The following is a 19,589-nucleotide window of genomic DNA, read 5'->3' as shown; positions in this document are numbered from 1 at the left end:
ATCGTCTGTGACGAAAAACGCACAGTTTGGCATTATGCCACGCAAAAACAGTCTCCGCATTGGAAAGTTCAAGGCAGGTATAAGTTCAAAAAACACAACCCACCTATCCTGACCAGGGACTCAGAAATTCACTTTCTTCTCGTCCACGATGATGACATCGTTTTTGCGGAGATAGACATCATAATCAAGATTTCCCTGGCGCATGATGCTATCCAAATTCACGAGAATGGTTTTGTTCCCCTGGGCCGTTTTGCGAACCAGCTTCACTTTTTGGGGATTGGCGAACTGAGCGAAACCTCCGGCACGAAGAATGGCTTGGCTGATGGTAATGTCTTCGTCCTGTGGCAACTCGTATTTACCCTGGCGAAGCACCTGGCCATAGACGGTGAAGAAATCGATCTCAGAACTGCCATAACGCATGCGTGCATTCGGGTCATCCTGTCTTTTGAGGTCGATGGATACCACGACGGTCGCAGAATTGTAGTAATTCTGCTCCAGACGGCGCTTCACCTCATTGGCGAGTTGACGACAGGTCCGCCCAGCGGCTTTGACCAAGCCGATGTGGGGTGCTGTAACTTCCCCTGTGGCACCGACGCGCATCTGCTGAGGCTCACGGCGATCTTCAACCACACGCATACTAATGAGGTCCCCTGGCTCAATGATCTGGGTATCGTCCAGAACTTCCATGGAATTCAAAACTGCTGCGGAACGAGCCACATCCCCAGTCGGTGTCGTAGCAGGAGTCGCTGCACGGCGCTCATCAATTTCACGAAACCCAGGATCCTGAGCTATGGTAAGACTGACAAAAGAAACGAAGGCGAGAAAGCTCGAACGGAAAACAGACATGGCGGTCAGGAAGGAAAACATACAGGGCGCTTCAGGCCCAACTTAACAGCATCAAAAGTTATAATTGATACCCAGGATAACGCGATTTTGTTCAAAATCTTGATCGTCAAAATTGCCTGCACCATCTGTAACATCGGTCACATAAAAGCGATATCCGAGGGAAATATTGCACTTAGGCGACAGCACATAAGTGACGTCTAAATTGAAGGCGTGCTGATCAAAGTCGCCCTGGGTGGCGAAATCTCCGATAGCGTCGGTGCTGTTACGTCCGAAATGGTAACCGGTACCGAGATTGACCTTTGAAGAAAGGCGATGAGACACATGGAAATCAATCCCGTATTGATTAACATCCTGAGCATATACACCTCCTGAAGCCGAAGCATCTTCATAAAAGCCACTGACGGAGATGCGACTGCCCTTCCAGGCGATCACAGATAGACCATAGTTGATGTAGTCAGAGGTAATGAAGTTGGAAGTCACGTTCAGCGAGGATTCACGTCCAAAAGACAGAGACTGACTGATCCGTGAATTCAACTGATTGCTAATGGTGACACCGTAATAGAAGTCACTCAGATCAGAATTGTCTTCGTTCGTGAGAGGAGAGGCAGAGGCATATACTCCCCCACGACGAGGAAACGGACGAGTCGGATCGCCAGTCAGATCAATATCATCAAAGCTGAAGTCTTGGTAACCAGCGGCTAGACGAATGTAGGTTGTATTCCCGACCGGCAGAACGAAGAAAGCACCCAGGTTGCTGAGCGTGCCTGCGTTGTTGAAACCACCTTCATATTCGAGGCTGGTGATGCCGCCTTCGATCCCTGCCACCCAAGTATTCGTTGGGCTGTAGCTAAGGGAGCCGTGAATTGAATCCGTCGTGCGACCAAAGTTCTGAGAGTTGTCCACACGAGCCACATTTGGATTATCGGCCTCTTCCAGCGGGTCGGCGAACGAATGCATGTAGTTCATGGCTAGAGTCCAGTCGGAATTGATGCGCCAGTTGGCAGCAACACCTGTGTCATTTTGCAACACGCCGAAGACCTGATTTTGAGTCAACGCGAAGTCGTTACGCACAGCTGGACGAACGGAGGTGCGGTTATAAACCGTGATAAAGACCGGACCTGCCTTGATATCGAACGCGATGGTGCTGCCGGGGAGGACGTTCAGCACAAAATCACCGTTTCCGTAGGGAGCCAGATCAGGATTGTTAAAGTAGTGGTCAAAACCAATGGCAGTCGAGATGGACAGGCGATTGTTTTGAGTGATTTGATAATTCGCATCAATGTTCAGCAAAGAGGTGCTGATGACATCCGACTGGGGATTAGTCCCGGAGCGGTTAATGTTGTCGTTGTATTCAAAACCCTGGTAGAAACCAAAACCGACGTTGATAGGACCAACACGAACGTTCCGACGACCGTTCAGGAATGGATCGGAGACGTAGGTGGGAGCGAAGAAGCCTGTCGGCGAAGTGTATTGCCCCGCGTAGTTGGTGTAGTCCCCGACTGTGCGCGCAGAGTAGGCGGCACCACCACTGCGAACGGATGGACGGGCAATCTCACGAGCCGCCTGATAGTCTGTGGAACGCTGGCCCATTTCAGCGTCTTCGTTGGTGCGATACACACCGCTCTTGTAATCATACGTGACATCCCCATCACGGGTGCCCGAGTTGGTTGCCGCGCGTTCAGCTTTTTGACGGGCACGGAGATCATCGAAGAACAATCCTGTCTGCGTGGGAGAGGCCCCATATTGAGCAAGAGCAGAAGAGAGTCCCATCAACTGCACGCCGCCTAATGCGATGGCGATCAACAAAGAGCGACGAGGATGGGGTGAGCGGGCTGTCATACGTAAGGGGAAGTACGGAGATTGGGGGGATAAATTCCGATTCGCTAAAAAGTGATAAAAGCAACTGTGATGCCGCTTGTCTATCCTAAAAACAACCTTTGAGGTGAACAGACTGCCTCAATTGTCATTTTTTTATCACTTAGAGCCCCATTCAAACGCATTGAACCTCAAAGACATTTCGCACTTTTTAATTCGAGATCGGGTTTAATGCAGGATGGAGGCCTCAGCCTCGCTGACCGCTAACCACCGCTGCCGGGCTAGGGCACTGCGGGTATCCCCAAAGTCCAATTCCAGTTGTATGTCGCCCTGACGGCTTGAGAGCAAATCCCGACGGCGGACCAAGGATCCATTGTCTGTATGGATCACGTGTTTCAGGTGACGAATGAGACGAGAGATTTTATTGTGGCGCTGTTGGTTCATAAAGATGAATTATCATGAGATTAGTTCTTTTGAACAGTCTTGCAATAACTCATTTGAACAGTTGTCACAATTATTCCAATTTTAGCCTTCTTCGTTGACGATTTTTGGCGCTAAGGCTTTTTCATGAGCATGCCAAGTTCGAAAACCCGACTGACGATTCCTGAATATGCAATGGCGCTAGCACATGTAGCTAGTTTGCGCTCTGAGGATCCCTTTCGAAAAGTAGGAGCCGTGGCGATTGATTTTGACAATCGGGTCATCGGCACCGCCTACAATGGGCTAGCACCTGGCTATGACGCAGCACCGGAGTTCTGGATTGATCGGGATGATCGCCGCAAATACATGCTGCACGCTGAGGTGAATCTCTGCAGCCTATTCACCCGTGGAAACGTCAAACTCGTGGCCTGTACGACCCAGCCGTGCACAAGCTGCATGCAGATGCTCTGTGCTTATGGGATCAAAGAAGTCTATTATAGAGACGAATACCCAGAATCTGAAGCGGCGGCCATCGCGCATCGTTACGGCATTCAGCTCGTGCAACTAACGGATTACCCACAGATCGTTTCGCCTTTTGAAAACTAAAAGAGGCCCGTTTTGGGGCCCCTTGATGGGTTGAATGGTAAAATCAGGCCATTGGCCTTTATTTCGGCGCCGTTCCGGAAGCCGACACCCATTTGCCACGTGTCACGACGCGGTCCCAATGGACACCTAGTGAGGTCGCTACCGCTAAACAGGCGGTGGCCTGTGTTTTCAAAATACCAGATACCATGAGGGTTCCTCCCGGACGTACTGACCGGACAATCTGGGGAAAGCCAGCTTCTAAGATATCATAGAAGATATTGGCTATGACGATGTCATATTGCTCACGGGCTTTCCATTTGAGGATGTCCGTTTCGGTAAATTTGATCTCCGGAGTACCGTTGCGGCGTGCATTGTCTTCAGAGACCTCCACTGCTTTGGGGTCGAAATCGCAACCCCAGATTTTTGTGGCTCCTAGCTTAGCGGCGGCGATGGCGAGAATGCCACTGCCACAACCGAGATCTGCCATTTTCCAAGAACGCCCCCGTAAAGGCAAGGCAGCATCTACCAGCATCCGCAAAACAGTGGCCGTGGTCGCATGGTGACCGGTGCCAAAAGCCATGTCCGCAGGAATGGCGATGATTTCTTTGCCCTCATGCTCACTGCGGGCCTGTTTAAGTTCAGCGGCTGTTCGTGCACTGCACACCACCAATTGACCGCGCACTTGGATGGGCGGCATGGCCCCGGCTGAAAGAGCAGCCCAATTTCGGTTTTTAATTTCTCGGACACTGCCTCCGAACATTTTTTGAATAGCGATTACGTCTTTGCGTTTCTCCGCATAAACTTCGACGCGGATGGTCGTGCGACCAGGGACGGTAGTAATAACCAGATTAAGAGCTGGATTGCCTGTGAAACGTTCCTCCCAGGCGTCGCTCCACTTTTCAGAAGACAGCTTGGACCAGACAAACATGAATAAATTAGGTAATTGGCTGAAGGTGCCCTCCAGTTCTTTGTTTTTTAGAACTGGAGCGGGTGACGCGATTCGAACGCGCGACATCTTCCTTGGCAAGGAAGTGCTCTACCACTGAGCTACACCCGCTTTTTGCTGGGCCGTTAGTATGGAGCATTTCCTGAAGCGTGCAAGACATAAATGCATGTTTTTGCATTTTTTTCGTGTTTTGGGGGCACTTGAGGGACTTTTTGAGCTGTTTTGGGATCTTCGAGGCTTTTTTCAGATGTTGGGAACCTCAATTTCACCCTGTTCCAGGTTTTGAAGGGCAAACTCGGTCGCCTCCCACGAATATTCTCACTGGCACGGAGGCCGAGAGCCGCCATCTTAGAAGCACATGGCCCCGCGCAAAGAAGTCACCCTATCTCTGTTTACGCTTATCCTCCTAGCGGCTCTTTCCCTGGGATTGGCCTCTTTTTACAGACTGCCTAGTCTGGGGACACGCCCCATGCACACGGATGAAGCGATTTTAGGGATCAAATTGGGGGAGTTTTGGCAAACAGGACATTTTCAGTACGACCCCAAGGATTTTCACGGCCCAGCGCTTCATCAAACAAGCCTATTGTGGGCAAAACTAGCTGGCTGGGGCACGCCTGAAACGTGGACCGAGACAGATCTGCGGCTGGTCGTGGCCTTATGCGGTCTGGGAGTGCTGTTGACGACTTTACTTTTTGCCGATGCCCTGGGTCGTTACGGCACAGCGATAGCCATGCTGCTGACAGCGGTTTCGCCCATGATGGTTTACTACAGCCGATATTTCATCATGGAGATGCAACTAGTCCTGCTGATCTCCCTAACTTTGGGCTGCTTCTGGCGCTATTCACAGGGTGGAACGCGGCTATGGCTCATTTTAGGTGGTTGTGCGCTGGGCTTTCAGCATGCGACCAAGGAAACTTTTGTCCTGAACGTGGGTGCTGCTTTTGCTGGCTGGCTAGTGGCACGTGCCCTGGTGGGTGAATTTGTGCCACGCAAAGGCAACAGCATGAGCCTAGGCCCGTCCCGAGCCAAAGGCCGCCCTACGCGCCCATGGTTATGGGTGGCGGTACCAGCCGTTTTGGTTTCCGTCGCGGCTTTCTCAAACGGGTTCCGCGACTGGCAGGGTGTGGCAGACAGCTTCACCACTTATATTAGCTACTTGGAGCGCAGCGGTGGCAGTGGGCATGAAAAACCTTGGCACTATTATTTGATGCTGCTGGTCTGGCATAAAGATACCCTAGTGTGGTCAGAGGCACTCATTGTGGGCTTGGCCGTGATCGGAATGGGCTATTCTGTCGTTGCTGAATTCAAAAACACGGGGCGACAGGCCTTTTTGGTTTTTCTCTCCGTTTACTGCGTCGTGCTGCTTAGCGGCTATTCATTTCTGAGCTACAAGACGCCCTGGTCCATCCTCAGCGCGCAGCACGCACTGACCTTGCTGGCCGGGGTAGGGGCGAATGCGGTGTGGTCGGCCATGCCTGGGCGCACGATTCGCTGGATTTTCAACGCAGCTTTGGCCGTGGGGCTTTATCACCTGTGTGACCAGTCCATCCGCCTGACGGGGACACACCGGAATCCCCAGTTCGAATACTCGGCGGATGCCCGCAATCCGTATGTCTATTCGCACACTCAAAAGAGCCTGCTGAAATTGGTGGATGAGGTGAAGACGTTCGTGAAGGCACAAGCCAAAGCCCCTAAAATTCAAGTCATCACCCGCGATGTAGGTTGGCCCCTGCCCTGGTACTGGCGCACCTGGAAAAATGTGGAATACCTGGACAAGCTGCCAGCCACTTTAGATGGCGAAGTCATCGTGGCGGACACTGAGTTTTACGATCAGATCAAAGCCAAGATCCCTGCGGACAGCTACTCGGAGCACTACCCCTATGGCCTGCGCCCTGGCATCATTTTGACGCTGTTCCTGCGTAAAATTCAGCCGACACCCACGACTGTTCCTGAAAAGCTGGATGCCGCGCCAGCGAGTGCCGTCAATGACCCCACGCCACTGAGCAATCCCCCGCCCTCCATGGTGCCGCCAGAGGGCACCATTTCCAAACAGCCCATATTTTCCCCCACCCTGCCAGCTTTCCCTGGGGGGCTCACGCCACAGCCATGACCGATTACCATCGTTTCTCTCATGATGCGATGGCCACCTCTTTTGAGGTCATCATCGCTCAAGATGATGTGGATGAGATGTATGCGGCACAGGCTGCACAAGCGGTGTTTGCCGAGATTGATCGTCTTGAAGATGAACTGAGCCGCTTCCGTCCAGGCAGCGACATTTTCAGACTCAATCAGTTAGGCGCAGGAGAATGCCTCGCCATCTCCCTAGCAGCCTGGGATTGCCTGAATTTAGCAAAAACAGTGCACGAAGAAACGGCGGGCGCTTTTGACATCACCGTCGGCCCATTGATGCACCTCTGGCGAGATGCAGAGGGCAACTTGATCCAACCTGATGAAGAGCGTCTGGAGTTGGCGCGTCATAGCATCGGCAGCCAGCTTTTTGAATTACGCGAAGAGGGATGTTTGGTGCGTGTCTTGGCAGATCATATGGTCTTCGATCTGGGGGCTGTTGGCAAAGGCTATGCCTTAGATCAGGCGGTGCAGGTGCTGCAGGACTGGAGCATCACACGGGCTTTTTTAAATGCTGGAGACAGCACCTTGGTCGCCCTGGATAGCCCATCAGGCGAAGAAACCTGGGCCGTGACTTTGGCCGATGGCACCCAAGAAAAAAAACTTCTTCACCAAGCCCTCAGTGGCAGTGGCTTCATGGTGAAGGGGGCTCACATCATGAATCCTCGCACTCTGAAGCCCGTGCCCGTGCAAGGAAAACGCAGCTATGCCATCGCCCCCACCGCCGCGCTCTCAGACGCGCTTTCGACCGCGTTCATGATCATGACGCCCGATGAGATTCAAGCTCTGTGCGAGCGGTACAGTGAAGTGGAGTGGATGGAAATATGAAAAGCTAGTGAGCCCTGACCTGGCCACAGAGCTCATTTTTTCACAGCGTCCCAAACCCGGGTGTATTTAGCCAAATCAGCTCCTAGATCTTGGATCACTTCGCACTTAGCCTTGATCTCCACGGGGATCGTTATGGCTGGGTTTTGGAGAAATTCAGGGCTGACTTTTTTCAGGGCCTCAAGGTTAGGGCAAAGGTAGCCCATCCACTCCATGTTCTCTGCGGCCATGGGTGGATCGAGAAGGAAGTTGATGAAGGCATGGGCCAATGCTCTTTGCTTGGTCGTTTTAGGAATGACCATTTCATCGCAACTCATGGTCACTCCTTGCTGCGGGATCAGAAGCTGAACTTTGCTATTTTCCTGAGCCACCTGGAACAGGTCTCCGCTGTAACCATGGACGAGCAGAAACTCACCGGAATCCAGTCCCGCCTTATACCCTTCATTGTCAAATTTCGCGATGTTGGCCTTCCATTTCAGCAACACCTGTTGGGCTTCGTTCAATTGCTTTTCATCTCGAGTATTGATGCTGTAACCGAGACTCTTGAGGGCTGCACCGATGGTTTCACGCATGTCATCCAGCAAGGTCATCCGGCCAGCTAAAGACTGGTGTTCAAAAACTTTCCAAGTATCTGGATCAGCAGGTAACTTGTCTTTTCGGCACGCTAAAATGGCATACCCCACGGTGTAGGGCACGCTGCGTTTCATGCTGTGGTCGTGGATCTTTTCTAAGACGGAGGGATCTACATGCTTGATGTTAGGCAGCAGAGAACGATCGAGGTCTAGCAGCATGTTCTCCGCCTCCATCACCTGGATCATGTAGCTGGTGGGGAAAATCACATCGTATCCTGATGCACCGGCCTTCAGTTTAGCAAACATCGCTTCGTTCGAATCGAAGGTATCCACCACCACTTGGCAGCCATGCTTTTCTTCGAACTTCTCCACAACCTCAGGTGAAACATAATCTGCCCAGGTATAGACGTGCAGAGTCTCTGCGGCTACCGTTGGCCAAGCTAGGCCCAGCAAGAGAAACAAAAGGGTTTTCATCAGAGCTGAGAAAACCCCATCTGGGCTGAACGGCAAGGCGAATGACACAAAACAAAAAAGCTGCCCCGACAGCTAAGCTGAAGGGGCAGCCTCTTCACTCAAGGACGTTACTTGAACATGGCGTTGGTCTTATCCCCACCACTGAGGACATAGGCCAGAAGATCGAGAATTTCTTCTTTCTTCAGCATGGCCAGAAGCATAGGAGGCATCGGTGAGACCTTGCTGGGCTCGATGCTTTTCACCTCTTTGCGATCTACATTGGTACGCTGGTTAGGATCGCTGAGGTCGGTATTCAAAGTAACGCTGTCACCGCTGAGATTCACCACCACACCACTGAGTACTTCACCATTGTTTTTGGTGACGACGATCGGAGCGAATTGCTCATTGATCTCCTTGCTCGGATTGATGATTTGATCCAGCAGATCATGCGGGCTGTAACGGCCACCAGCACCCGTGAGATCAGGACCGTTCATCCCGCCAGCGTTGCCAAAACGATGGCATGCGTAACAAGCTGCGGCGCCAAACATTTTGCGACCGTTGTCAAAGTTTCGATCTTTCATGCCGGTCTTGGTAGCGGCGCTGAGCTCCTCCAAAGTCCACATCGTGGGTGTGCGACCGACGAGCATGGCACCGACGTTTTCGATGGCCGATTTGCGCTCTGGCTTTTTGGCGATGAGCGCTGCGAGCTGTGTTTTCTCGGCTTCGGTGAAAGTGGCGAGACTGTCATTGCGGATGAACTCAATGAACTTGTCGAAGCTGGCGCCCCCCTTGTAGTTCGCGGCTTTCAGAAACCACTCAAGCTGGGCGGTGCGAAGCTCCGGAGTCCACCCGGCTTTCAGCATGCGCAGACTGCGAGCAAACTCCATCTGCGGCTCCTGGCTGTCTGCGGCGGCGATCAGGGCCATGCCCTTAGCGGCTGTATTGGGTGCCTGAAGGTAAGCCAGTGTTTCGCAAAGCAGCCAATTCAGCTCAAAGCTCTCGGCTGGGAAAGCCGGATCCAGCTTGGCAATGAGGGCCTCGATGGTGGTTTGATCAGGGTTGCCGAAACGATGCAGGATGATCTGAGTCAGACGCACATAGCCGAGGCGCTGCTCTGCCGAGAGGGCAGACCAATCGAGCTTCAGCAAGGCGGCCAACATTTGATCGCGGCTGGCCGTATTCACCACGGCATCAGCAGGGCGATGACCCACACTGCTACCGGTGACGCGAGCAAGAGCTAACAAGGCCTCAAGCTGACGACCAGCATCGGGCTCTGCGAGGGCCTTGGCTTGCCACTCAGCCACAGGCTGATGCTCCAGCACCACCCGTGCTGCGCTGCGGATGAAGCGATCTTTGTTGTTCAGATGTGGCCAGGCAGCAGCTATGGCTTTAGGATCTTGTTTGCCATGAAAAGCCTCAAGCTGATGACGCAGTGCGCGGTCAGGTGTGGTTTTTGCCGTCATATCTACAGGTGAAGTGTCTTCACTGCCGACGTAGGTGACGCGATAGAGACCGGACTGCACGCGACGACCGCCGATGGCAAAATACATGGCTCCATCTTTCGGATTAACAACAGCGTCTGTCAGCGGCAGAGGGGAGCCGGTGATGAAGTCTTCTTTGACTGCGCTGTAGGTGGATCCCTCCTCCTTCAGATGCACGGCATAGAGTTTTCCCCAACTCCAATCCATGATGTAGTAAGCCTTTTGGTATTTCGCTGGAAATTTAGCTCCATAACCAAAAGTGGTACCGGTGGGTGAGCCTGGGCCAATATTCAGCGTAGCAGGCAAGTTGTCAGAGTAAAATTCCGGGTACTTCCCTGCCCCATTCCGCCAGCCATACTCGCCGCCACTGACGACGTGATTGACGCGAGTTGGGCGATACCAGGGCGTATTGAAGTCATATTCCATGTCAGCATCGTAAGTGAAGAGTTCACCATCGCTGTTGAGGCCAGCGTCATAGATATTGCGGAAACCAGAAGCGAAGATTTCGAACTGTTTGCCATCGGGCGACACGCGATAAATGATGCCACCAGGAGCAAGGACGTGTCGGTTATGACCACGGCCATCCGGCATGCGTGGCAGCAGATGGTCATCGCCCCACAGCTTTGCGACAGGAGAGCTCGCCGGAGTGCCTGCGATGGGGCCCTCGTTCAGGACGGCATTGTTTCCCGTGATCAGGTAAAGTGCTTTACCATCTGGGGTGGGCATCACGGCATGAACACCGTGATCGCTTTTGGAATCAAACCCACGCAGCAGTTCCACTTTATCGAGCTGGTCATCGCTATCGCTATCGGAGATGCGATATAGGCCACTCTGGGTCTTCTGCTCGTAATCATTCACGCCTGCATACAGAGCGCCGAAGGCAAACACCATGCCGTTGATGGCCCGGATGTTGACGGGAACTTTTTGCACTTCTTCAGCCTTCAAGACCTGCCCGGCAGCAGGTGGAGCAAAACGGTAGAGATCGCCATACTGATCACTGGCGTAGAGGCGACCTTTATCATCCAGGCAAAGAGCCACCCATGAGCCCTGCTCGCCGCCAGGAACGGAGTAGAGCAGTTCCACTTTGAAATCTTTGGCTGCCTTGATACGAGCCACGGGTGTGGCTTTGTTCTCGCCAATGGCAGGACCAACGGCGTCTGGGCGGCGAGCTTTCGCTGGAGCGGGTGCTGGCGCTTTAGCTGCAACTTTAGCTTTAGCTGCCTGAGCCTTCTTCGCACCTGGAGCCGGTTTTTCGACCTTTTGTGCGTCGTTCGGGATTTCGGTTTTGGCAAAAGAGATGCGACCGCCTTCAGGCAATTCCTTGAACATGACCTCTTTAATCTGAACCTGCATGGCAGGTCCCCGATGGATCTGGAAGGCCAACAGGCCTGAAAGCGACAAGGCTTTTTCCTCATGATCCACCAGGTCAATGGTCACCTTGCCATTCAATTTATGAATGAGATGATTTCCCTGAGCGATGACGGTGTATTCATTCCACTGGGCCACGTCTGCGGCTACAGGGTCGCGCTCGGCGACAATCCATTGGCTAGCCTGGGGATCAATAACGACGCTCTGGCCGTTCTGGCAGATGATGCCGCGCCCACGCTCCTCATAAACCATGGCATTGTTGGGCGCTGCGGGATGGATGTCACACTGGTAACCACCGATGGACCACTTGCCTACATGCGGCAGTTCTTTACTGCGGTACTGAATGCCGGTGTTGTTGCCTGTGACCTTGGCCTTGATGCGGAGTTCGAAGTTCTTAACTTCTCCTCCACGCCAAATGAGGAATTGATTGTAGCTTAGTTGCTCTGGCCCTGTGGTTTTACCCGTGATGCAGCCGTCTTCCACGCTCCACAGCTCGGGGTTACCATCCCAGCCGGTAAGGTCTTTGCCGTTGAACAACGGGCGAAATCCGTCTTGGGCCTGGACTGCAGAGAGTCCCATAGCCCCTAAAACGAGGGTCAATAGTAGAGTCAATTTCATGGTGGGTAGGCGCACAATGAATGTGCGTGGTTGCGTTATTTGAAACGTTATCTTTCACGAAAACCCACGGCAAAATATGTGTCGGATCCAGCAACGCCGCGTTATTCTCGTTGGCCTAACCTAGCCGTTAGAAAACCACGCAAAGCGTAGCGTAGCAACTGTGAACCAGGGCCGTGCTGTGGGTAGTCAAAGGCATGCGTGGCCCAAGGCAGATCCATAAAATGATGAGGAACCCCTTGTTTCCGCAAATGCTCAGCCAGCCGGCTACTCTGCAGATGCCAGACTAAAATATCGCGCTGCCCATGAACCAACAGCATGGGGGGGCAGGAAGAATCTGCTGTGAGAGTGGCTGAGGCTGATTGAAAGAGATCTGGCCGCTTATCAGGGTCTCCCCCCATGTACTGCCCAATGAGTTTGAATGAATCCAACACATCTTCAGGGTCGGCAAAACGATGGGCAAACACCATGTCTGCCGGCGCGTAAAGGCTGACCACGCCGCGAATGGAAGGATCTCGCAACTGCACAGCCGCTGCGGTAGCAATCTGGCCACCCGCACTGCGACCAAATAAAACCACACGACTGGCGTCCACGTTCATTTCAGCAGCATGAATTCGCAAATAAGCCAAGGCATCGCGGACATCATCCAAGGGAGCAGGCCAAGTCCACTTAGGTGCCAAACGATAGTCTAAAGACACGACCGCATATCCTTCGGTAGCCCACTGACTGCTCCAGCCAGGAAACTCCTCCGCCGAGCCGTTTTGCCAGCCACCGCCATGAATCACCAAAATGACAGGAGCAGGCTGGGATGATGCTGCGGGATAGAGTAAAAGACGCCTTACGACAAGGCATGAAGGAGTCGCCTCCATTTGGTATTCACGCGGCGCGACTTTAGCGGTGGTCCAGCCTAACCAAAGATCTTTCCAGGACAGCGATTCACCGGAGGCGGATTCTCCAAAAGCAGCTTCCATCTGAGAGGGAAGTTTTTGAGCTAGCCACGCAGCAGATAAAAATGGAGTGAGTAGAATGCCGGTTGCCGTGAGGGCTATCAAACTTGCGGTCACTTCCTTCCCGCGCCAGCACCACCAAGCCAGCAGTGCAGTCAAGAGGGCCAGACGATGACCATATTCACCCACCAGGAGCGTCACTTTCCAAAACCATAAGGTATGGAGGGTGACCAGCAGTGGTAGAGAAAGGAGCAGGCCAAATGAAGCCAGGGTAAGACGCAACATCTGGGGAAAGTGCGTTTGGCAAGTGACCTTGGTTTCACCTTTTCAGAAGCCAACGTAGGCCTTAACGATGCTCTATGACAAAGGCTGGATCAAAACGCACCTTCGGCAGGCTAGCGTAACGATCATCTGGATGACGATAACCTGCAGGACACAGCACGGCGGTAGTCCAGCCCTGGGTATCAAGCCCCAAAATCTCATCGAACTTCGCGGGAACAAATCCCTCCATGGGACAAGTATCCACGCCTAACAAAGCCGCAGTCATCATGAACTGTCCCAGAGCGATGTAGGATTGCAGTTTGGCCCACTGCTCCAGCCCACCTTTAACCTCCATGCCGTCGCGAAATCCTGTGAGCATCTTGCGAAAACCCAGGAGAGCATCTGGAGTGCCCCCACGAACTTCAGCCATTCGCATTAAGTTTGCATCAATGTGAGATTCTGGCATCACCTTGGGAACAGCCATGATGACCAAGTGCGAGGCATCGGCCACCTGTCTTTGATTCCAGGCATGAGCGACCAATTTTTCACGAAGTTCCACGTCTTGAACGACGATGAATTTCCAAGGTTGCAGGCCAAAGCTGGAAGGTGTGAGAACCATAGATTCTTCCAGAGCGGTCCAGATTTCGACTGGGATTTTTTTAGTCGGGTCGAAGACTTTGCAGGCGTAGCGCCAGTTCAATGCAGAAAGGATATCGGAAGGAGTGCTCATGAGGTGTGGAGGTCTGTCCTGCTAGCCAAGTGAGGTCAAAGGAGAAGTTGCCGTGGGCCGGCTCTCTGACCAGTTGGATTTAGATGCTGGGTGAGTGCGCCTTGGGATCTAGCTGCTTATAGACGCCGAAGTCGTGGTAAAAGTAACGTTTGGCAATCTTGTACATCCAATGCTTTTCCGGAATCTCTTCCTCTTCCCGCCACTGGCTCGTGCGAGGTTTCATCGCCTCTAATTCCGCCATGGCAGTCTGCCGGATAGTGGTGTCTTTCGCTCCATGTTTGAGCGCCAAGTTTTTCACCAAATCTGGGCGTTCTAGGACAATGCACCCACGGGTATGCTGAGCGGCTGTTTCACGGAAATCTTTGAGGAAACCTGACTCATTAAAAACATCGAAGATATCACGGTCAGTGCGAATGTTTTCGGTCGCAAACTGGATGATGGGACAGGGCTCAAGACCACCCGTCGGGCCAATGTGGTGACTGATCCCTGTGGCCATGGGACAGAGCGCCTTGCCATTGTGATCGTAATAGGCATCCACGATGGCGATGGGCATCTCTGCACGCATGCTGGTGACAAAGCGGCGCACTTGAGTGATCTGATCCGGCGTGAGGGCTAGCTGATCGTTAATCTTGGGCCCGACCGGACGGTAAGTGTGGTACCAGGTGTAGTGGACGCCCTTATCAATGAGCTTTTGCAGCCACTCACGGGTCAGCAGGTCATGGATATTGGTTTGGCAAAGACTGGTGGCTACGCCCGTCAAAAGCTTGGCATCCAGGCAGTTTTGCAGGCCGCGAAGAGTCTTGTTCAGAACATCTTTCTTACCTCGACGCTCGTCACTGACGGTGCTGTTGCCCTCGACACTGACGAGAGGTGTAGCATTGCCCAGCTTGCGAAGGGCCTCGGCCGTCTTCGCTGTGATCAACTGGCCATTGGTAAAAATCTGGAAGTAACAATCTGGATGCATGGCTAGCAGATCCAGCAATTCAGGATGCATGAAGGGCTCTCCCCCTAGCAATCCAAAGAATGCGTTGCCGTGTTTTTTGGCATCGTTCACGATCTTATTCAGCTCATCCAAATTGATGGCCTCACGCGGTTTATCTACATCTACCCAGCAGCCCTGGCAACGGAGGTTGCAGGAATTCAGAATGGAAATGTAGAGAAAGGGAGGAAAATAAGTCCCCTGCTCCATTCGTTTTTTAAAGAGCAACACAGAGCGTGCGCCTTTGTAACCGAAGTTCCAGGCGATTTTCGTGAGACACTTTGGGTCCACGGTGCGCAACATGCGAGAGGTGAGAGAAAAAATCATCTGAGCAAAAGGACGGGCAAAAAATAAAGAGAATGAATAACGAAGGTAAGAAATCGCTCATCTCACGAATGCGCGGCTAATTAGGGCCGTCTTCACAAATATTGAAACGAACATCTAATCCCAGCTAGCGCAAAAAAACAAAAGGCAGCCAAAAAAGGCTGCCTTTTGAAAAGATGAAGTTCGAAAAAGATTTATCGGCTCTGTGGCATCATGGAGCCATAACGAGCGTTACCTTCCCATTTAGGGGGACGATTCCATGGCAGGCTGCTGTCACCGACGGCTGGCGGAGGAACACGCTCGCGACGCTTCCGATTGTCCGATGAAGAACAAGCGGAAAACATCTGAACCATGGCCAAGGCCAAAAGAGTCTGAAGGATGAAGCGAGGATTCATGATCTCAAACTACGCACGTTTAGGAATTACTGATACAGATTTTCCAAAATGACACGATCTCCGGGGGCGATCGTCATGCCTTCACCCAAGGTATCAGGCAAAATGTTGGCAATGGTGCGATTTCCCTGGATAGAAACGATGCTGAGTTTACCGACAGTCTGGGTGCCACGAGTCACCAGTAGCTTGGTCGCTTCCGTGATACCTTTGCTCTGGCCAGCATTTACGACCACAAATCCCCAGTCGTTATTTACAGCCACCACCTGAGCGGTAAGGCCGTTGCGCTCGAAGGATTTTTTACGATCTTCAATCTTGCGGACGAGATCATCCAATCCCTTGCGAGCTTCGACCACTTTGATTTCTTCAGCAGCCACTTCTTTCTTTTTCAATTCTGCGGCGACTTGAAGTTCAGCAACAGCCTTCTTGATGGTGTTTTTGTCTTCTTCAAGAGTCTCAGGCTTCACACCCTGGGGAAGTTTGGCGAGCTTGAGCTTCAGTTCATCCAGCTTCTTTTTGCGACCATCAAGGTCTTCCTGAGTGCGCTTGGTGTCGTTGTCTGCCTGGGTGATTTTCAGTTTCTGAGATTTGATCTTCTCAGATTCAACATCCAGTTCTTGTTTAACTGCATCCACGTTGTTTGCGACGTCAGTGACCTGTTTCACGATGGCGGTCGCAGCTGTCAGTTCACTTTGAACTTTAACGTTGGTGGTAGCGACGCTCTGGCGCACGTCCACAAAAGCTCGACCATTTTGGTAAGCGAAGAAAGTGGCGACGAGCATGACGACCGCGCTGAGGATGAAGAGGACTTTGGTCATTGGGGAGGGAAAATAAAGTGGCCTGAGAAATGAAGAACAACAGAGAACCGGGTTCTCTTAGTTGGCAGGGGCAGGAGCAGGGGCTGCACCGAAGGGATCAGAATTCATAGGAGCGCCGCCAGCAGGAGCTGCTGGAGCGGGGGCTGCGCCGAAAGGATCGGAGTTAGCTGGGGCAGCAGGAGCCGGAGCGGGAGCCGCTGGAGCACCAAAGGGATCAGAGTTCATCGGAGCGGCTGGCGCTGGAGTTCCAGCAGGGGCACCAAAGGGATCACTCATCGCTGGAGCACCGGCAGGAGGCGTCACAGGCGCAGGAGCCTCAGCATTAGGAGCAGCAGTCTGATTTGGGGTCGTCTTCTTCTCATCTTCGGCGCTCTGCTTAGCAGCCGCCACGACGACGTCGCCCGTGCGAATGGCATCTCCTTTTGCCAGCGTTCCAGGGATCAAATCCGCGATGGAACCATTCTGCTCAACATTACGAACCTTCAGCTTTGCGATGACCTGACGTCCGCGCTTCACTTCCAGGTCTGCGTTGGCGAAAACACCTTGGGAATTGCCTTTGGTCAGGATAGCGAAATCCCACTCAGGGAAGTATTGCGCCACACGAGCGGTGAAATCAGCCGCAACCACACCACGACGGCCTTGGGCCTCCGTGTCACGGAGCTTATTGGTTTGGTTCACCACATAATCATACTGCTCTTTGGCAGCAGCCACACGCTGGCTTTGATTAGCCACAGCGCCTTCAGCATCTTGCTGCTCTTGTTTGAGCTTTTCGATCTGAGCGACCAGCTTTTCGATATCACCAGCGTCTTCGATTTGCTTTTCAACTGAAGTGACCTGGGAAGAAACTTGATCCAGGTTGCCTTTGATGACGGCAAGAGCGGCTTCTTTTTCCTGGGCCTCAGCCGTTTGTTTTAGCACTTCTTCACGGGCGGCATCGCGCTCTTTTTGAGCATCTGCGAGAATCTGCTGTTTCTCTTTCAAGGCAGTATCGCCGGCTGTTTTGCGCTCTTGCGCAGCCTTGAGGTTATCATTCGCGGCAGCGAGGCGTGTACGCTCATTTTTCAAGTCCGCTTGATTGGACCATGCGAAGTAGGCGGCACCTGCGAGGCAGGCAGCTGTGAGTGCAGATAGAATCTTCCAGACCATGATATTGTTGTTGGGAAATGTGAATTAAGTCCCGTCTTCTACCGAATCTGTGCTTTTTCGACAACACCATTTTTCACATCTGGGCATTTCATGTGATTTTTATCTGAGAAAGATCTCTTTTGCTGCTTGTCGAAGTGCTTTCTTTGCACTAATCCAAAAGTGTCAGGGGCCGCGGATGTCCAGCTTGTGAATCCCGCCAGGTCCTGACGGAAGCAACGGCAGCATGCCTGTCCATGCTGCGGTTCCCTGACACTCCTTTGCTCCACGATTGAGCGGGAGTTGCCATGTGCGGCAGGCTCGCCACAGTCGTAGCCCCTTTCTCATCATGTCAAAATCATCTGCACCTTCTTCCCCAGGCATCTGTTACCTCGTTGGCGCTGGCCCGGGAGATCCCGGCCTGCTGACGATCAAAGGTAAAGAGTGCATCGAGGTCGCTGACGTTCTCGTCTATGATTACCTGTGCAATCCAGAGTTCCTGCGGTATGCGCGCCCTGGAACGGAGCGGATCTATGTGGGCAAAAAGGCCAAAGATCACACGCTGACTCAAGACCAAATCAATGAATTGATCGTCAAACTCACCCGTGAGGGGAAAGTGGTGACGCGATTGAAAGGTGGAGACCCAGTTTTATTTGGACGTGGAGCGGAAGAAGCGGCTGAGCTGGCTGAAGCGGGTGTGGCTTTTGAGATCGTGCCTGGGATTACTAGCGCTATCGCAGGGCCTGCTTACGCGGGCATTCCCGTGACGCACCGAGACCATTGCAGCCAACTGACGATTTTCACAGGCCACGAAGACCCCACCAAAGAAGAAACGAGCCTGGACTATGCGAAGCTGGCGAAGGCAGATGGCACCAAAGTTTTCCTCATGGGCGTGGAGCGCATGGAAGAAATCACGGGGAAATTCATCGAAAATGGAGCGAATCCAGAAACGCCTATGGCTTTGGTTCGCTGGGCCACTCATGGCCGACAGCAAACGCTGATCGCCACATTGGGCACCATGGCAGCCAAGGTAAAGGAGGCTGGATTCAAAGCTCCGGCGGTGGCCGTCGTAGGCGATGTGGTGAAGGAGCGGAAGAACATCAATTGGTTTGAAAATCGGCCTTTGTTTGGCAAGCGCGTGGTGGTCACCCGCACAAGACAACAGATCGGCGCATTGAGTAAAAAACTGCGGATATTGGGTGCCGATGTGATCGAACTACCCACCATTCGCATCGAAGAACCGCATAATTTGATGGCCTTTGGGGAGCTCGTCCAGGATTGCCACACTTATGAGTGGCTGGTTTTCACCAGTCCAAATGCTGTGGAGGCTTTCTTTAAGATGTTTTACAAAATCTACAATGATGCTCGCAGCATTGGTGGTGTGCGCATTGCTGTGGTAGGCCCTGGCACGGCAGAGAAAGTGAAGGAGCACCATCTGGCGGTGGACTTGATGCCAGAAAAGAATTTTGTGGCAGAAGGCTTGGTCGCTGCCTTCAAAGACTTTCAGAACATGGAAAATGTCAATGTTCTGTGGGTCCGTGGTGAAGAAACACGTGAGGTGATTGCCAATGAACTGACAGGCTTAGGTGCGATCGTGGATGAAGCCATCGCCTACCGCACCGTTCCGGAGAAGGATGACAACCTGGAAGCCATCGCACGGCTTGTGGCCGAAGGCGCAGATATGATCACCTTCACGAGCGCGAGCACCGTGGAGTGCTTCCTGGACCTAAATATTCCCCTGCCCGCTGATATTCAGGTGGCAAGCATCGGCCCGATCACCTCTGAAGCTGCCCGCAAACGTGGGCTGACGGTGAATGTGGAGGCTGAAACGAATACCATTCCAGGCCTCGTGGCGGCCGTGTTGAAAGCTTTGAAGTAACCGCGTTAACACCTCAACGGGGCACCTGGCATCAGGTGCCCCGTTTTAGTTATTGCGACGCATTCGCACAATTCACTTGCGCGTTTT

General features: G+C 52.7%; 16 protein-coding genes, 1 tRNA gene and 1 other RNA gene. 5 read left to right on the top strand and 13 right to left on the bottom strand.

The window, feature by feature from the left end; genetic code table 11:
• Positions 1 to 120: 120 nt before the first annotated feature.
• The 3 genes from HNQ64_RS11425 to HNQ64_RS11415 form a co-directional block, all read right to left on the bottom strand.
• Positions 121 to 867 carry a polysaccharide biosynthesis/export family protein gene (locus HNQ64_RS11425; RefSeq protein ID WP_184208613.1) on the bottom strand — a complete coding sequence of 249 codons (747 nt, stop codon included), beginning with the start codon at positions 865 to 867 and terminating at the stop codon, positions 121 to 123.
• A gap of 30 nt (positions 868 to 897) precedes the next feature.
• Complete coding sequence (locus tag HNQ64_RS11420; RefSeq protein WP_184208611.1) at positions 898 to 2,685, bottom strand: porin family protein; 1,788 nt, start codon at positions 2,683 to 2,685, stop codon at positions 898 to 900.
• 204 nt (positions 2,686 to 2,889) lie between these two features.
• Entirely contained in the window at positions 2,890 to 3,105 is a 216-nt protein-coding gene (locus HNQ64_RS11415; protein ID WP_184208609.1) for a hypothetical protein, read from the bottom strand.
• Between the two features lie 129 nt (positions 3,106 to 3,234).
• Here HNQ64_RS11415 and HNQ64_RS11410 point away from each other — a divergent pair, with 129 nt between their 5' ends.
• Positions 3,235 to 3,687, top strand: coding sequence for a deoxycytidylate deaminase (locus HNQ64_RS11410; RefSeq protein ID WP_246431027.1), 453 nt, complete (start codon positions 3,235 to 3,237; stop codon positions 3,685 to 3,687).
• Between the two features lie 58 nt (positions 3,688 to 3,745).
• On the opposite strand, the gene HNQ64_RS11405 is transcribed toward HNQ64_RS11410, so the two are convergent.
• Positions 3,746 to 4,681, bottom strand: a complete 936-nt coding sequence (locus HNQ64_RS11405) for a 50S ribosomal protein L11 methyltransferase (protein ID WP_246431026.1) — start codon at positions 4,679 to 4,681, stop codon at positions 3,746 to 3,748.
• Positions 4,649 to 4,723: transfer RNA gene (locus HNQ64_RS11400), tRNA-Gly, on the bottom strand. Before HNQ64_RS11400 ends, HNQ64_RS11405 begins: the two co-directional genes overlap by 33 nt.
• A 247-nt stretch (positions 4,724 to 4,970) precedes the next feature.
• Between HNQ64_RS11400 and HNQ64_RS11395 the strand changes: the two genes are divergently transcribed.
• Positions 4,971 to 6,722, top strand: coding sequence for a flippase activity-associated protein Agl23 (locus HNQ64_RS11395; RefSeq protein WP_184208607.1), 1,752 nt, complete (start codon positions 4,971 to 4,973; stop codon positions 6,720 to 6,722).
• Positions 6,719 to 7,567, top strand: coding sequence for an FAD:protein FMN transferase (locus HNQ64_RS11390; RefSeq protein ID WP_184208605.1), 849 nt, complete (start codon positions 6,719 to 6,721; stop codon positions 7,565 to 7,567). The genes HNQ64_RS11395 and HNQ64_RS11390 overlap by 4 nt, the downstream gene beginning before the upstream one ends.
• A gap of 32 nt (positions 7,568 to 7,599) precedes the next feature.
• On the opposite strand, the gene HNQ64_RS11385 is transcribed toward HNQ64_RS11390, so the two are convergent.
• The 8 genes from HNQ64_RS11385 to HNQ64_RS11350 form a co-directional block, all read right to left on the bottom strand.
• Complete coding sequence (locus HNQ64_RS11385; RefSeq protein WP_184208603.1) at positions 7,600 to 8,610, bottom strand: polyamine ABC transporter substrate-binding protein; 1,011 nt, start codon at positions 8,608 to 8,610, stop codon at positions 7,600 to 7,602.
• A 107-nt stretch (positions 8,611 to 8,717) separates the two neighbouring features.
• Positions 8,718 to 12,056, bottom strand: coding sequence for a family 16 glycoside hydrolase (locus HNQ64_RS11380; protein WP_221305420.1), 3,339 nt, complete (start codon positions 12,054 to 12,056; stop codon positions 8,718 to 8,720).
• 101 nt (positions 12,057 to 12,157) lie between these two features.
• The gene (locus HNQ64_RS11375; protein ID WP_184208599.1) at positions 12,158 to 13,285 is read right to left on the bottom strand and encodes an alpha/beta hydrolase; all 1,128 of its coding nucleotides are present in this window, start codon (positions 13,283 to 13,285) and stop codon (positions 12,158 to 12,160) included.
• Positions 13,286 to 13,346: 61 nt separating this feature from the next.
• Complete coding sequence (locus HNQ64_RS11370; RefSeq protein WP_184208598.1) at positions 13,347 to 13,991, bottom strand: NAD(P)H-dependent oxidoreductase; 645 nt, start codon at positions 13,989 to 13,991, stop codon at positions 13,347 to 13,349.
• A 79-nt stretch (positions 13,992 to 14,070) separates the two neighbouring features.
• A complete protein-coding gene (locus HNQ64_RS11365) occupies positions 14,071 to 15,297 on the bottom strand; it encodes a radical SAM/SPASM domain-containing protein (protein WP_184208596.1) in 1,227 nt (408 codons plus the stop codon).
• A gap of 191 nt (positions 15,298 to 15,488) precedes the next feature.
• Entirely contained in the window at positions 15,489 to 15,689 is a 201-nt protein-coding gene (locus HNQ64_RS11360) for a hypothetical protein (protein ID WP_184208594.1), read from the bottom strand.
• A 26-nt stretch (positions 15,690 to 15,715) separates the two neighbouring features.
• The gene (locus tag HNQ64_RS11355; RefSeq protein ID WP_184208592.1) at positions 15,716 to 16,501 is read right to left on the bottom strand and encodes a hypothetical protein; all 786 of its coding nucleotides are present in this window, start codon (positions 16,499 to 16,501) and stop codon (positions 15,716 to 15,718) included.
• Positions 16,502 to 16,558: 57 nt separating this feature from the next.
• Positions 16,559 to 17,647: a hypothetical protein gene (locus HNQ64_RS11350; RefSeq protein WP_184208590.1), complete on the bottom strand. Its 1,089-nt coding sequence runs from the start codon at positions 17,645 to 17,647 to the stop codon at positions 16,559 to 16,561.
• Between the two features lie 160 nt (positions 17,648 to 17,807).
• On the opposite strand from HNQ64_RS11350, the gene ffs reads away from it, so the two are divergent.
• An RNA gene (ffs, locus tag HNQ64_RS11345) (signal recognition particle sRNA small type) lies at positions 17,808 to 17,902 on the top strand.
• A gap of 70 nt (positions 17,903 to 17,972) precedes the next feature.
• The gene (gene cobA / locus HNQ64_RS11340; protein ID WP_184208588.1) at positions 17,973 to 19,502 is read left to right on the top strand and encodes a uroporphyrinogen-III C-methyltransferase; all 1,530 of its coding nucleotides are present in this window, start codon (positions 17,973 to 17,975) and stop codon (positions 19,500 to 19,502) included.
• Positions 19,503 to 19,589: the final 87 nt, after the last annotated feature.

The sequence above is a fragment of the Prosthecobacter dejongeii genome, assembly GCF_014203045.1.
GTDB lineage: Bacteria > Verrucomicrobiota > Verrucomicrobiia > Verrucomicrobiales > Verrucomicrobiaceae > Prosthecobacter > Prosthecobacter dejongeii.
The sequence above is the reverse complement of the archived record's forward strand: the minus strand, read 5'-3'. Positions and strand labels throughout refer to the sequence as shown.

Bases quoted from the DNA above. Each gene is read 5' to 3' on its own strand.
- HNQ64_RS11425 (WP_184208613.1), bottom strand. From the start codon at position 867: ATGTTTTCCTTCCTGACCGCCATGTCTGTTTTCCGTTCGAGCTTTCTC.
- HNQ64_RS11420 (WP_184208611.1), bottom strand. From the start codon at position 2,685: ATGACAGCCCGCTCACCCCATCCTCGTCGCTCTTTGTTGATCGCCATC.
- HNQ64_RS11415 (WP_184208609.1), bottom strand. From the start codon at position 3,105: ATGAACCAACAGCGCCACAATAAAATCTCTCGTCTCATTCGTCACCTG.
- HNQ64_RS11410 (WP_246431027.1), top strand. From the start codon at position 3,235: ATGCCAAGTTCGAAAACCCGACTGACGATTCCTGAATATGCAATGGCG.
- HNQ64_RS11405 (WP_246431026.1), bottom strand. From the start codon at position 4,681: ATGTCGCGCGTTCGAATCGCGTCACCCGCTCCAGTTCTAAAAAACAAA.
- HNQ64_RS11395 (WP_184208607.1), top strand. From the start codon at position 4,971: ATGGCCCCGCGCAAAGAAGTCACCCTATCTCTGTTTACGCTTATCCTC.
- HNQ64_RS11390 (WP_184208605.1), top strand. From the start codon at position 6,719: ATGACCGATTACCATCGTTTCTCTCATGATGCGATGGCCACCTCTTTT.
- HNQ64_RS11385 (WP_184208603.1), bottom strand. From the start codon at position 8,610: ATGAAAACCCTTTTGTTTCTCTTGCTGGGCCTAGCTTGGCCAACGGTA.
- HNQ64_RS11380 (WP_221305420.1), bottom strand. From the start codon at position 12,056: ATGAAATTGACTCTACTATTGACCCTCGTTTTAGGGGCTATGGGACTC.
- HNQ64_RS11375 (WP_184208599.1), bottom strand. From the start codon at position 13,285: ATGTTGCGTCTTACCCTGGCTTCATTTGGCCTGCTCCTTTCTCTACCA.
- HNQ64_RS11370 (WP_184208598.1), bottom strand. From the start codon at position 13,991: ATGAGCACTCCTTCCGATATCCTTTCTGCATTGAACTGGCGCTACGCC.
- HNQ64_RS11365 (WP_184208596.1), bottom strand. From the start codon at position 15,297: ATGATTTTTTCTCTCACCTCTCGCATGTTGCGCACCGTGGACCCAAAG.
- HNQ64_RS11360 (WP_184208594.1), bottom strand. From the start codon at position 15,689: ATGAATCCTCGCTTCATCCTTCAGACTCTTTTGGCCTTGGCCATGGTT.
- HNQ64_RS11355 (WP_184208592.1), bottom strand. From the start codon at position 16,501: ATGACCAAAGTCCTCTTCATCCTCAGCGCGGTCGTCATGCTCGTCGCC.
- HNQ64_RS11350 (WP_184208590.1), bottom strand. From the start codon at position 17,647: ATGGTCTGGAAGATTCTATCTGCACTCACAGCTGCCTGCCTCGCAGGT.
- cobA (WP_184208588.1), top strand. From the start codon at position 17,973: ATGTCAAAATCATCTGCACCTTCTTCCCCAGGCATCTGTTACCTCGTT.